Below are 12,624 nucleotides of genomic sequence, written 5' to 3'. Positions count from 1 at the left end.
GGCCTTCGCCGGGGTACCACAGGGGTTTGAGACCCCCCTACTCGTGGCTGCGGCCGAAGTCGGCGCGGGCGTCGTCCTGGCCTTGCTCGACGATCGAGCGGCGGATCGCGCGGGTGCGGGTGAAGCGGTCGAACAGCTCGTCGCCCTGACCCCAGCGGATCGCGCGCTGGAGCGCCGACAGATCCTCCGAGAAGCGCTGGAGCATGTCGAGCACCGCCTCGCGATTGTTGAGGAACACGTCGCGCCACATGGTCGGGTCGGACGCGGCGATTCGGGTGAAGTCGCGGAAGCCGCCAGCCGAATATTTGATCACCTCGCTCTGGGTCACTTCCTCGAGGTCGGAGGCGGTGCCGACGATGGTGTAGGCGATCAGGTGCGGCAGGTGGCTGGTGACCGCGAGCACGCGGTCGTGGTGCTCGGGCGCCATCTGCTCGATGTCGGCGCCCAGCCGGCGCCAGAATTCGGCGACGCGCTCGACGGCGACGGGGTCGGCGTCCTCGGCCGGCGTCAGGATGCACCAGCGGTTGCGGAACAGCGAAGCAAACCCCGCTTCCGGCCCCGAGCGTTCGGTGCCGGCGACCGGGTGGGCGGGGACGACGGCGACGCCGGGAAGCGCCTCGGCCAGCGCCTGGGCGACGCTCGCCTTGCTCGATCCGACGTCGGTGACGATCACGCCTTCGGGCAGGTCGGGCGCGAGCTCTGCCGCGACGGCGCCGATCGCGCCGACCGGCACGCACAACACCACCAGCTCGGCATCGAGGACGGCGGCGCCGGGATGGTCGGCGACGTCGTCGACGAGGGCGAGCGCGCGCGCGGTTTCGCGCACCTGGGGGTCGGCGTCGTGGCCGGTGAGGCGGACGTTCGGCATCGCCTCGCGCACGGCGCGCGCGACCGACGAGCCGATCAGCCCCAGGCCGATCACGGCGACGCGGGCGAAGGGCAGCATCAGCCGACGATCCCGCGCAGCGCCTCGGCCAGGCCGCGCATCTGCCCTTCGGTGCCGATGGTGATGCGCAGGCCGTTGGCGAGGCCCTGGCCCGGCAGCCAGCGGGTGATGTAGCCCGCGTCCATCAGCCCCTTGTACGCGGTCTCGGCCGAGACCGGCCCCTCGAACAGGACGAGGAGGAAGTTGGTTTCGGAGGGCACCGCGCGCAGGCCGGCGTTGCCGAGTGCGGCGATTTCGCCCGCCAGCCACTCGCGCCACTGGCGGTTGTGGGCGCGGCTGCGCTCGACGAAGTCGGTGTCGCCGACCGCGGCGATCGCCGCCATCTGGCCTGCGGTGGTGACGTTGAAGGGCGCGCGGATGCGGTGCATCGCGTCGATCGCCGCGGCCGAGCCATAGCCCCAGCCGATCCGCTCGGCGGCAAGGCCGTGGATCTTGGAGAAGGTGCGGGTGACGAAGACGTTCTCATGCGCCTCCACCAGCTGCAGGCCGAGATCGTCGTCCTCCGGCTCCAGATATTCGGCATAGGCCTGATCGAGCACCAGCAGCACGTGCGACGGCAGTCCGGCGTGCAGCCGTGCGATCTCCGCAGCGGGCGCGAAGGTGCCGGTCGGGTTGTTGGGGTTGGCGACATAGACCAGCGTGGTGCGATCGGTGACCGCGGCCAGGATCGCGTCGACGTCGGTCGCATAGTCGCGGTCGAGCGCCACCACCGGGGTCGCACCCACGCGGCGGATCGCGATGTCGTAGACCGCAAAGCCGTAGCGGACGTAGATCGCCTCGTCCCCCGGGCCGGCATAGGCGCCGGCGGCCAGGTGCAGCAGCTCGTCGGAGCCGGTGCCGTAGATCACGCGCGCAGGATCCAGGCCATGGGCGGCGGCGAGCGCTTCGCGCAATGCGGTCGCGCTGGGGTCCGGGTAGCGTTCCAGGCTCGAGTGGGCGCCCTCGAACGCGGCGCGTGCCGCCGGCGAGGTGCCCAGCGGGTTCTCGTTGGCCGAGAGCTTCACGACCGGCCGGCCGCCATCGTTGGTCGCGCGGCCCGGGATATAGGGCGCGATGTCGAGGACCCAGGGCTTGGGAGCGGGAGCGTTCATGGCGTGGGGAGTGGCGCAACGCCTCGCCGAAGGCAAGGCGTGGGTGGGGGCGTGGAAACACGGAGCCGTGGTAAGCTCGTCCTTCGTCCCTGAACCCGTAGGCGCAGGCAGACCTGTACCCCGGCGAAGGCCGGGGTCCAGCTACGGAGTTTTCGGTGGTGTGCGCTCCCTCGCCAGGACATCCCGACTGGGCCCCGGCCTTCGCCGGGGTACGGTGTTGCAGCTGGCAGGGGAGGTCCCCCTCGCGGCGGGCCCGCCGGCCGCTTACTCCTCCGCCGCCACCTTCGCCCGGCCCTTGAAGCCCTGGGCGATCACATACCATTCCGACGAACCCTTGCGGCTCGCCGGGGGCTTGGCGTGCTTCACGGACTGGAAGTTGCGCTTGAGTTCCGCAATCAGGGCATTGTCCGCGCCGCCCGCCAGCGACTTGGCAACAAAGGCACCGCCCGGTCGCAGCACTTCGCAGGCGAACATCACGCCGGCCTCCACCAGCGCCATGGTGCGCAGGTGATCGGTCTGCGGATGGCCGACGGTGTTGGCCGCCATGTCCGACATGACCAGGTCCGCCTCGCCGCCCAGCGCCTCGCGCAGGAGGTCCGGAGCCGTCTCGTGCAGGAAGTCGAGCTGGAAGATGGTGACGCCGTCGATCGGATCGACGGGCAAGAGGTCGATGCCGGCGATGGCGGCCGAGGGCGCGAGCTTGCGCACCACCTGCGACCAGCCGCCCGGCGCGATGCCGAGGTCGACCACGCGCTTGACGCCGCGCAACAGGTGGAAGCGCTCGTTCAGCTCCAGGAGCTTGTAGGCGGCGCGGCTGCGATAGCCTTCGGCCTTGGCGCGCTTGACGTAGGGATCGTTCAACTGGCGTTCGAGCCAGCGGGTCGACTGGGCGGTGCGGCCGCGGGCGGTGCGGACGCGCTGGCGCCCGGGAGGTGCGCCCCTCATGCGTAGCGCCCCTGCATCAGGCGGCGCAGAATGCCTTCGCGGATGCCGCGATCGGCGATGCCGAGGCGCTCGGCCGGCCACAGGTCCAGGATCGCCTCCAGGATAGCGCAGCCGGCCACCACCAGGTCGGCGCGCTCCGGGCCGATGCAGGGCACCTTGGCGCGGCCGGAGAGCTCCAGCCCGGCGAGGCGGCGGCTGACCTGGCGCATCGCGTCGGCCGGCACGATCAGCCCGTCGATCGCCGAGCGATCATAGCTGTCGAGGCCGAGATGGACGCTCGCAAGCGTGGTCACGGTGCCGCTGGTGCCCAGCAGCCGGCGCTGGCCGGTGACCTCGGGCAGGCGCGCGGCAAAGGGCGCGAAGCTTTCGGACACGCAGGCGCGCATGGCGTCGAACGCGCCGCTGGCGATCGGCGCGGCGCGACCGGCGCCCAGGCTTTCGGTCAGCGACACCACGCCCCAGGGGGTGCTGTGCCAGTCCACGACCCTGGGGACCGGCCCCGCGGTGTCGAGCAGGACCAGTTCGGTCGAGCCGCCGCCGATGTCGAACACCAGCGCCGGGCCGTCGCCCGGCTCCAGCAGCGCATGGCAGCCGAGCACGGCGAGGCGGGCCTCCTCCTCGGCCGAGATCACGTCCAGAAAGATACCGGTCTCCTCATGTACGCGCCGGATGAAGTCGGCGCCGTTGGTGGCGCGCCGGCACGCCTCGGTCGCGACCGCGCGCGACAGGGTGACGTTGCGACGGCGCAGCTTGTCGGCGCAAATTCGGAGCGCGGCGATGGTGCGTTCGATCGCGGCTTCGCTCAGCCGGCCGGTCGCCGCAAGCCCTTCGCCGAGTCGCACGATTCGCGAAAAGGCATCGACGACCGCGAAGCCCGATCCCTGCGGCCGCGCGATCAGCAGCCGGCAGTTGTTGGTGCCGAGGTCCAGCGCCGCGAAATGGCGCGCCTTGGCAAAGCGCGATTGCGCTGGTGCATGTGGTCCCGAACGGGCGGGGGCAACGCCCCGCCGGTGCGGCAACCGGGCGGTGGATTCCCCCATGCCGTCACTTTCTTCTTATGTTCTGTTCCGTCACGGCGGAGATCCGCCGCTCGGTGCTTGACGGAAAAGCTAGCGGAACCTTCTGGCAACGGCAAGGCGAGGCTGGAACCGGAACGGCGGCGAAGACGGGTTCCGCGACGGGGCGCCCGCTGGGGTCGCCGGAGCGTGCGCCGCGCGTCGATCGCGCATTCGCGTGAAAACAGGCTTGACCGCGCCGCGCGCGCCCCCTAACAGCGCGCCCTCACGACGTTGCCCTGTCGTCTAATGGTAAGACTACGGACTCTGACTCCGTCAATCGTGGTTCGAATCCACGCGGGGCATCCACTCTCTCACATCGCCGGATCTTTTCTCCCGCCTTGTGCAAAGGCGGTTGCAGTTGCGCGCCGAATGCCGATGAAGCGGCGGGCGGCCGAAGAGGCGGCGCATCGGGAGAGAGGCATGAAGTTCGCACGCTGGATCGGGATCGTGGCGGCCACGCTGCTGGCGGGGGCTGTTCCCGCGGGGGCGGAGACGATCCTGTTCGTCGGCAACAGCTTCACCTTCGGCGCCAACTCGCCCGCATGGAAATATCGTCCCGACACCGTCACCGACCTGAACGGCGAGGGGCTGGGCGGCGTGCCGGCGCTGTTCAAGCGGTTCGCGGACCAGGCCGGGCTCGACTATCAGGTGTCACTGGAGACGGCCGGGGGCCGCACGCTCAACTGGCACTGGCAGAACCGGCGCGACCGGTTCGACCGCGCCTGGGACCATGTCGTGCTGCAGGAATACAGCACCCTCGATCCGGAGAAGCCGGGCGATCCCGCCGGGCTGGTGGAAGGCGTGCGGCGCCTGTCCGCCCTGTTCGCGGCACGCAATCCCAAGGTCGACCTGCGGCTGATGGCGACCTGGTCGCGGCCGGACCTGGTGTTCCAGAAGCCGAGCCCGTGGAAGGGCAAGCCGATCGAGACGATGGCCCGCGACCTGCGTCGCGCCTACGACCGGGCGGCGACGGTGCGGCCGGGCACGCGCGTGCTGCCGGTGGGCGAGGGCTTCAACTGCGCGATGGCGCGCGGCGTCGCGGATGCGAACCCCTATGACGGCATCGCTTACGATCAGGCACCGCTCTGGTCCTATGACCAGTATCACGCGAGCGTGTACGGCTATTATCTGGAGGCGCTGATCGTGTTCGCCGAGATCACCGGCCGCGATCCGCGGACGCTGGGCCGCGAGGAGGCTTCGGCGATCGAGCTCGGCATCGGCAGCGACATGGCGGAGCGGTTGCAGGCGGTGGCCTGGGAGGCGACGCGGCCGGGCACCCGCTGCCGCTGAGGCGTCAGCCGATCCGCGCCTGCTTGCGTTGGCGGACGGCGAGCCAGCCGAAGGCGGCGTAGATGCCGAGTGCCGGCCAGCCGCCGTCGGTGACGAACAGATAGGCGATGCCGATCGCGGCGCTGCCCGCCAGCAGCCCCGCCAGCCACTTGGGCGGGAACTCGCGCGCCAGCAGCATTCCGCCCGCGATGGTGAGCGCGAGGGCATTGGCGGCGAGCCAGAGGTAGGAGGCGGTGGCGCCGATCGAGCCGGCCAACGGCAGCTTCACGGTCGCATAGCCGGTCATGGCGTTGGGAAAGGTGTCGGCGGCGACGTGCAGGCCGATGCCGAGCGCCAGCCCGGCCGCGGCGGGACGCCAGCGAGGCGGCCCGAGCAGCAGCAGGGCGGGCAGCAGCGGCCCGTGGGTCAGGATGCTGCGGTGGACCAGTCCCAGCGACAGGTCGAGGTCCGGCAGCGTCGTGCCCGACAGGCAGGCGAGCAGCACCGCGCCGGCACAGGCGGCACGGTGGCGCGACAGTTCCGCCAGCAGGATCGCGCCCGCAAGCCACAGCACTGCCGTCATTCTCTATGCCCGTCCTGCATCAAGCCCCTTCCGCCCGCCTTCCCGCCCGCCTAACAGCAAAGCCATGTGGCAGCTCCTGCAATTCCCGCTGTGTCCCTTTTCGCGCAAGGTCCGCCTGCTCTTGTCGGAAAAGGGCGTCGGTTACGAACCCGTGCGCGAATCGCCCTGGGCGCGCCGCGACGAGTTCCTCGACCTGAACCCCGCCGGGCAGACGCCGGTGATGGTGGATGTCGAGCGCGGCGTCACGCTGATCGATTCGATGGCGATCTGCGAATATTTCGAGGAGACCGTCGACAAGGCGGCGATGCTGAACGGCACCGCGGCCGACCGGGCGGAGATCCGCCGGCTGGTCACCTGGTTCGACACGCATTTCTTCCGCGAGATCACCGGGCCGCTGCTGCTGGAGCGGATGGAGAAGCGCATCGTCCATCGCCTGCCGCCCGACACGCGCGCGCTGCGCGACGCGATGAAGGCGGCGGTCGAGCATCTCGACTACATCGACTATCTGCTCGACCACCGCGCCTGGCTGGGCGGGGCGACGATGAGCCTGGCCGATCTGGCGGCCGCGGCGCAGATTTCGGTCGCGGACTATCTGGGCGGGATCGACTGGAAGACGCACACCACCGCCAAGCGCTGGTACGTCGGCATGAAGAGCCGCCCGAGCTTCCGCCCGCTGCTCGCCGAGCGGATGGAGGGCGTGGCGCCGCCGCCGGATTACGAGAAGCTCGACCTGTAGGATCGCTCGACGTTCAAAAGGAGCGTCGAATCCTCACCTTCTGCCGTTTGTCTCGAGTAGCCGTCGAGCTCGTCGAGACGGCGTATCGAGAGACCGGTTGTTGTGGCTCTCTCGATACGGGCTCTCGACGGGCTCGATCCCTACTCGAGACAAACGGGGTGGGCGTAAGGGGCAATCGGGCCGAGGCGACCACGTCGGAACATCAGCTGCGGCCTCCCGTTCTCCGGCTAACCCCCAGAGACGAAAAGGCCTTCCGCGATGAGCGACTTCGACCCGATGATCCATGAGGATGCGCTGCCCGGCCATGAGAGCCGGATGGACGACAAGCCGGACTGGACGCCGCGCTATCCCGGCTCCGGCAGGCTGAAGGACAAGGTGGCGATCGTCACGGGCGCCGACAGCGGCATCGGCCGGGCGGTGGCGGCGCTCTATGCGCGCGAAGGCGCGGACGTCGCGATCGTCTATCTGTGCGAGCATGACGACGCGGAGAAGACCGCGGAGATCGTGCGCGGCGAGGGGCGGCGCGCGCTCACCATCGCGGGCGATGTCGGCGACAAGGCGTTTTGCGAGCAGGCGGTGGCGCAGGTGATCGCGGAGTTCGGCAAGCTCGACGTGCTGGTGAACAATGCCGGTGAGCAGCATGCCGACAAGGAAATCACCGACATCACCGAGGAGCAGCTGCGCCGCACCTTCCAGACCAACATCTTCGGCATGTTCTTCCTGGTGCAGGCGGCGATGCCGCACCTGAAGCCGGGTGCTGCGATCGTGAACTGCACCTCCGTCACCATGTATCAGGGGTCGAAGGAGCTGCTGGACTATTCGTCCACCAAGGGGGCGATCACTGCCTTCACGCGAAGCCTGTCCGAGAACCTGATCGAGAAGGGCATCCGCGTGAACGCGGTGGCGCCGGGGCCGATCTGGACGCCGCTCAACCCCTCGGGCGGGGCGACGCCGGAGAAGCTGGAGAGCTTTGGCGAGTCGACGCCGATGGGCCGGCGCGGCGAGCCCAATGAGGTGGCGCCGTCGTTCCTGTTCCTGGCCTGCGAGGACGCGAGCTACATGTCGGGGCAGGTGCTGCACCCGAACGGCGGCACGATCGTCAACGGGTAAACCAGAACCGGTGCTCCCGCGCGGGTGGGAGCACCGGGCCACAATGCTGCCGGTTGGTCTGCTTGGCCCTGGGTCCCCGCCTGCGCGGGGACACGTGGGGTTCAGGCGGGTACCGCGCTTCCGACCGGGCCGATGTCGGCGGGTTCGTCGCGCGAATAGGTGGCGGTGAGTAGGCCGGCGGCGAGCACGCGGCCGGCCATGGCATGGACGACGGCGCCACGGCCGGGAGTGGGATCGAGATCCTCGCCCGGCCCGAGCGCGAACAGCTGGAAGACATAGCGATGCTCGCCATGGCCGCTCGGTGGATCGGGCGGCAGCCAGCCTTCCCGCAGATAGCTGTTGCGGCCGACGTCACTGCCGTCGAGCGCGCCGTCGCCATCCGCCTGGATCGCGCCCTCGCGCAGCTGGTCGGTCGAGGGCGGCATGCCCCAGACGATCGCGTGGACCAGCGGCTGGGCGGCGGGGGCGTCGGGATCCTCCACCACCAGCGCGAGCGACTCGGTGCCGGCCGGGACGCCCGTCCAGTAGAGCGGCGGCGACACGCCGGTGCCGTCGGCGGTGAAGCGTTCCGGCAGCCGCGCGCCATCGGCAAAGGCCGGGCTCGCGAGGTTCAGCGCGGCGAAGTCGCCGAGTGCCGGGTCCACGATGGTGAGCTTGCTCGCCCCGGCGCGCACGTCGTGCAGGAGCGCACCGAGCCAGCGTGGTAGATGTTCGAGCATCCCAGTTCCTCTTGCTGCTTTCGCCCTGGAGAACCGCTCAGCGGCGGCTTGGGTCCGCGGTATACCCTAAGGTTCGTTGCGAAGACGGAACAAGGGGCGGGCGCAAAGACGGTTTCGCGTCAGGCGATGCCGCCGGTGAAGGGCATGCTGGTCGCGACGATCACCGTGGCGGTGGTGAGGAAGGATGCGAGCGCGATGAGAAAGGGGCGCATGGCAGGTCTCCGGTTCGAAGGAGAAGCTGTCCCGGTCAGGCGACCGGGACGACCGATGCGGCGGCGCTGATCGTCAGCGAGGCGAAGGCGACGGCGGCGACGAGCGAAGCGAAGCTGAACTGCAGCGTCTGGAGACGGGTCGACATGGTGGAAACTCCCTGATCCTTTCGGCCGCCAGACCATCCGGCGGCCGATGCCAGGGACTTTGCAGGGGTCGTGCCAGTTTCCTAAGTGCTTGAAAACATGAGTGCTGCATCGGTCAGAAGCGCCAAGTTGGCGAGACTCGCCGAGCGCGTGCGGCGCAATGCGCCACGACTTGGTGGAACGCGCGGGCGCGTCAGCTGCGCCCGCCGCCGTGCTGCCGGTGCCAGCTCTGGACCGCCGCCAGCGTGCGCTGGACGTGTTCGAGCGGGCTGGCGTCGTCATGGGCGTAGAGGATGCGGCCGTCCGGCGCGATCACATAGCTGGTGCGGCTGGTGCGGACCGGCGCGTTCTTGCCCGGAGCCGGGCGACCCAGCGCGACGTCATAGCCGCGCACCACGCGCGGGGTGGCGCTCGCCACCGCGAACTTGCCCGCGCAATGCTGGGCGGAGAACGCCTCCAGCTTGTCCAGCGGATCGGCCGACATGCCGATCACGGTGGCACCGGCGGCGCGGAACTCATCGACCGCCTCGGCAAAGGCGCGCGCCTCGGCATTGCAGCCGCCGGTGAAGGCGGCCGGGAAGAAGTAGAGCACCACCGGCCCCTTGCGGAGCTGCGAGCGCAGGTGGAGGGTAAAGGGCTTGCCCGCGATCGCGCCCTTGGCGACGAAGTCGGGCGCCTTGGCACCGGGGGCGAGTGCCGCCCCGGCGGGGGTGGCAAAGGGCAGCAGCAACGAAGCGATCAGCAGCATCGGACGCATGGTCGAACTCCCGCAGGACATGCGCCAGCCTAGCCGGGTGGCCAGGCCCCGTCACGCGGCTTCGCAGCCGCTTGGTGGTTGGCGCGCGGCCGTGCCGGGGGTAGGGATGGGCATGGCCGTTTCCCAGACCGACATCGACCTCGCCCTGCGCCTCGCGGATGCCGCGGGCGCCGCGATCCGCCCCCGCTTCCGCGCCGAGTTCGGGCTGGAGACCAAGGCGGACGCCTCCCCGGTGACGCTCGCCGACAAGGAGGCGGAGGCGGCGATGCGCCGGCTGCTGATCGCCGAGCGGCCGATGGACGGCATCCTGGGCGAGGAGGAAGGCGAGCGCGCCGGCACCAGCGGCCGGCAATGGGTGCTCGATCCGATCGACGGCACCCGCGCCTTCATCGCCGGGCGGCCGATCTTCGGCACGCTGATCGCGCTGGTGGAGGACGGCTGGCCCGTGCTCGGCATCATCGACCAGCCGATCCTGCGCGAGCGCTGGCTGGGCGTGGTGGGGCGCCCGACGACGCTCAACGGGCAGGAGGCGCGCACCCGCCGCTGTCGCGACCTGGCCGATGCGCTGCTGGCGACGACCTCGCCTGCGCTGTTCACCGACGACCAGCTCCATGCGTTCGAGCATGTCGACGGCGCCGTGCGCAGCACCGTGCTGGGGGGCGACTGCTATAATTATGCGTGCCTGGCGTCCGGCCATCTCGACGTGGTGATCGAGGCGGGGCTGAAGCTCCACGACTTCGCCGCGCTGGTGCCGGTGGTGGAGGGTTCTGGCGGGCGCATGTGCGACTGGGCGGGCGACCCGCTCCACGCGGCGAGCAACGGCGAGGTCATCGCCGCGGGCGACCCGGCGCGGATCGAGGAACTGGTGGAGGCGCTCGCCTGCCGCGGCGGGCACTGAGGGGCGGGGCCCCGTCGGCGCACGGCGCTATCGTATCCCTGCGCAGGCAGGATCCAGGGCCAAGCAGGGCAACGGGTTGCGGCGTTTGGGGCCCTGGGCTCCTGCCTTCGCAGGAGCACGGTAAGAGATCTCCGAAGGTCCTGCGTCCGTCAGGATGACGAAGGGGGTGAAGAGGGGGCGATGCCCGCATCCTCCCTGCGCGCGCGCAGCTCGTCGCGGATCTCGCGCAGCAGCGCCACTTCGGGCGGATCGGCGGCGGGGGGTGCGGTGCCGGTCTTCTGCTCCTCGTGCACGACCGCGATCGCGCGGTTCACGAACTTCACCAGCAGGAACACGATGAAGGCGAGGATGATGAAGTTGATCACCACGCTCACGAACTGGCCATAGCCGAACAGCGGCACGCCTGCGGCCTTGAGCGCGGCGTAGTTGTCGGGGGAGCCCGCATAGGTGGCGGGGATCGGCCCCAGGCGCAGGAAATAGCTCGAGAAATCGAAGCCGCCGAACAGCCAGCCGATCACCGGCATGATCATGTCGTCGGTCAGCGACTTGGTGATGGTGCCGAACGCCGCGCCGATGATGACGCCCACCGCCAGGTCGAGCACGTTGCCGCGCGCCACGAACTTTCGGAACTCGTGCAACAGCGTCATGAATCCCTCGTTGATCGATTGCCCTTCGCGGAGCGTTCCTGCCCCGCTACAAGCGACGATGGCAAGGCTTGAGGAGAGACAGATGCGCTTTCGGACGATGCTGACGATGCTGGGTGCGGGGCTGCTCGCGGCTTGCGGGGTGAACAGCGTCCCGACCGCCGAGGAGAATGTGAACGCCAAGTGGGGCGAGGTGCAGAACCAGTATCAGCGCCGCGCCGACCTGGTCCCCAATCTGGTCGCGACCGTGAAGGGCTATGCGGCCCATGAATCGGGCACGCTGACCAAGGTGACCGAGGCACGCGCGCGTGCCACCTCGATCAACATCACCACCGACGACCTGTCCGACCCGCAGCAGTTCGAGAAGTTCAGCCAGGCGCAGAACCAGCTGACCCAGGCGCTGGGCCAGCTGCGCACGGTGGTGGAGGCCTATCCGCAGCTGACGGCCAACCAGAATTTCATGGCGCTCCAGAGCCAGCTGGAAGGCACCGAGAACCGCATCGCGATCGCGCGGCGCGACTATAACGAGGCGGTGCAGGCCTATAACACCCGCATCCGCACCTTCCCCGACGCGGTGGGCGCGCGCATCTTCTATGGCGCCAAGCCCAAGGTGCCGTTCCAGGCGCAGGCGGGGGCGGAAACCGCACCCACGGTCAACTTCGGCAACGCCAGCTGAGCCGGGCCATGGCGCTGGTTCGGCTGCTGCTGGCGACGCTGCTCGCGCTGGGAAGCGCGGGCACGGCGCAGGCGCAGGACTTTCCCCAGTTCACCGGCTTCGTGGTGGATGCGGCGAACGTCCTGCCGCCGGATCAGGAGGCGGCGCTCACCCAGAAGCTCGACCAGCTCCAGCAACAGACCAACCACCAGCTGGTGGTGGCGACGGTGCCCGACCTGCAGGGCTATCCGATCGAAGATTATGGCTATCGGCTGGGCCGGGCCTGGGCGGTGGGCCTGAAGGACGCGGACAATGGCGCGATCCTGCTGGTCGCTCCTAACGAGCGCAAGGTGCGCGTCGAGGTCGGCTATGGCCTGGAGCCGGTACTGACCGACGCCTATTCGAGCGTCGTCATCAACGGCACGATCCTGCCGCGGTTCAAGGCGGGCGACCTTGCCGGCGGAATCGTCGCGGGCGCCGATGCGCTGGCGACGCAGCTGTCGCTGCCCGACGCCGACGCGCAGGCGCTGGCCAAGGCGGCGGCCGCCGAATATGACCGCACCCACAGCACCGCGGCGAAGCGCGGCAACGGCGGCGGCTTCCCCCTGGGGCTGGTGTTCTGGGGCATGGTGCTGCTGTTCGTGCTGCTGTCGATGTTCCGCGGCCGGGGTGGCCGGAGCGGGAGCGGAGGCAAGTGGCGCGGGCGGCGCTATCGCTCGCGGGGGGGCGGCGGCAGCGACTGGCCGATCGTGCTGTGGACCATCGCCAATGCGATCGAACACGGCTCGCGCGACGACGACGACCGCGGCGGCTGGGGCGGTTGGGGCGGCGGCTCCGGTGGTGGTGGCGGCTGGGGC

14 protein-coding genes and 1 tRNA gene are annotated in these 12,624 nt (G+C 69.9%); 7 read left to right on the top strand and 8 right to left on the bottom strand.

Annotated elements, in window-relative coordinates:
- Positions 1–37: 37 nt before the first annotated feature.
- The 4 genes from MHZ35_RS13260 to MHZ35_RS13245 all read right to left on the bottom strand — a co-directional run bounded on the left by MHZ35_RS13260 (position 38) and on the right by MHZ35_RS13245 (position 4,022).
- Positions 38–946, bottom strand: coding sequence for a prephenate/arogenate dehydrogenase family protein (locus MHZ35_RS13260; protein ID WP_239436082.1), 909 nt, complete (start codon positions 944–946; stop codon positions 38–40).
- Positions 946–2,037 carry a histidinol-phosphate transaminase gene (hisC, locus tag MHZ35_RS13255; RefSeq protein WP_239436081.1) on the bottom strand — a complete coding sequence of 364 codons (1,092 nt, stop codon included), beginning with the start codon at positions 2,035–2,037 and terminating at the stop codon, positions 946–948. Before hisC ends, MHZ35_RS13260 begins: the two co-directional genes overlap by 1 nt.
- A 264-nt stretch (positions 2,038–2,301) precedes the next feature.
- Positions 2,302–2,982 (bottom strand): RlmE family RNA methyltransferase, encoded by a 681-nt coding sequence (locus tag MHZ35_RS13250; protein WP_239436080.1) that lies wholly within the window; start codon positions 2,980–2,982, stop codon positions 2,302–2,304.
- Positions 2,979–4,022, bottom strand: a complete 1,044-nt coding sequence (locus MHZ35_RS13245; RefSeq protein ID WP_204991306.1) for a Ppx/GppA phosphatase family protein — start codon at positions 4,020–4,022, stop codon at positions 2,979–2,981. The genes MHZ35_RS13250 and MHZ35_RS13245 overlap by 4 nt, the downstream gene beginning before the upstream one ends.
- A gap of 250 nt (positions 4,023–4,272) precedes the next feature.
- Here MHZ35_RS13245 and MHZ35_RS13240 point away from each other — a divergent pair.
- Positions 4,273–4,346 (top strand) — tRNA-Gln (locus MHZ35_RS13240).
- A 114-nt stretch (positions 4,347–4,460) separates the two neighbouring features.
- Positions 4,461–5,330, top strand: coding sequence for a PEP-CTERM sorting domain-containing protein (locus MHZ35_RS13235; RefSeq protein ID WP_239436079.1), 870 nt, complete (start codon positions 4,461–4,463; stop codon positions 5,328–5,330).
- A gap of 4 nt (positions 5,331–5,334) precedes the next feature.
- Here the strand turns inward: MHZ35_RS13235 and MHZ35_RS13230 are convergent, their stop codons facing one another.
- Positions 5,335–5,892 carry a hypothetical protein gene (locus MHZ35_RS13230; protein WP_239436078.1) on the bottom strand — a complete coding sequence of 186 codons (558 nt, stop codon included), beginning with the start codon at positions 5,890–5,892 and terminating at the stop codon, positions 5,335–5,337.
- Positions 5,893–5,956: 64 nt separating this feature from the next.
- Here MHZ35_RS13230 and MHZ35_RS13225 point away from each other — a divergent pair, with 64 nt between their 5' ends.
- On the top strand, positions 5,957–6,628 hold the full coding sequence (locus tag MHZ35_RS13225; protein WP_125961305.1) for a glutathione S-transferase family protein: 672 nt from the start codon (positions 5,957–5,959) through the stop codon (positions 6,626–6,628).
- Between the two features lie 258 nt (positions 6,629–6,886).
- A complete protein-coding gene (locus MHZ35_RS13220) occupies positions 6,887–7,738 on the top strand; it encodes a glucose 1-dehydrogenase (protein WP_125961304.1) in 852 nt (283 codons plus the stop codon).
- A 101-nt stretch (positions 7,739–7,839) separates the two neighbouring features.
- Here MHZ35_RS13220 and MHZ35_RS13215 read toward each other — a convergent pair whose 3' ends face one another.
- Positions 7,840–8,457, bottom strand: coding sequence for a YbhB/YbcL family Raf kinase inhibitor-like protein (locus MHZ35_RS13215; RefSeq protein ID WP_125961303.1), 618 nt, complete (start codon positions 8,455–8,457; stop codon positions 7,840–7,842).
- A gap of 549 nt (positions 8,458–9,006) precedes the next feature.
- The gene (locus MHZ35_RS13210; RefSeq protein ID WP_239436077.1) at positions 9,007–9,570 is read right to left on the bottom strand and encodes a peroxiredoxin; all 564 of its coding nucleotides are present in this window, start codon (positions 9,568–9,570) and stop codon (positions 9,007–9,009) included.
- Positions 9,571–9,682: 112 nt separating this feature from the next.
- Between MHZ35_RS13210 and hisN the strand changes: the two genes are divergently transcribed.
- The gene (hisN, locus tag MHZ35_RS13205; RefSeq protein ID WP_239436076.1) at positions 9,683–10,468 is read left to right on the top strand and encodes a histidinol-phosphatase; all 786 of its coding nucleotides are present in this window, start codon (positions 9,683–9,685) and stop codon (positions 10,466–10,468) included.
- A gap of 149 nt (positions 10,469–10,617) precedes the next feature.
- On the opposite strand, the gene mscL is transcribed toward hisN, so the two are convergent.
- Positions 10,618–11,115: a large conductance mechanosensitive channel protein MscL gene (gene mscL, locus MHZ35_RS13200; RefSeq protein WP_239436075.1), complete on the bottom strand. Its 498-nt coding sequence runs from the start codon at positions 11,113–11,115 to the stop codon at positions 10,618–10,620.
- An 82-nt stretch (positions 11,116–11,197) separates the two neighbouring features.
- On the opposite strand from mscL, the gene MHZ35_RS13195 reads away from it, so the two are divergent.
- Complete coding sequence (locus MHZ35_RS13195; RefSeq protein WP_125961300.1) at positions 11,198–11,788, top strand: LemA family protein; 591 nt, start codon at positions 11,198–11,200, stop codon at positions 11,786–11,788.
- An 8-nt stretch (positions 11,789–11,796) separates the two neighbouring features.
- Positions 11,797–12,624, top strand: an 828-nt coding sequence (locus MHZ35_RS18085) for a TPM domain-containing protein (protein WP_274615959.1), incomplete at its 3' end; no start/stop codon positions are given.

Origin of the sequence: Sphingomonas sp. ACRSK (assembly GCF_022346685.1) — a bacterium.
In the GTDB taxonomy this organism is placed as follows: domain Bacteria; phylum Pseudomonadota; class Alphaproteobacteria; order Sphingomonadales; family Sphingomonadaceae; genus Sphingomonas; species Sphingomonas molluscorum.
Note: the sequence above shows the minus strand (reverse complement) of the source record. Positions and strands in the feature narration are given on the sequence as shown.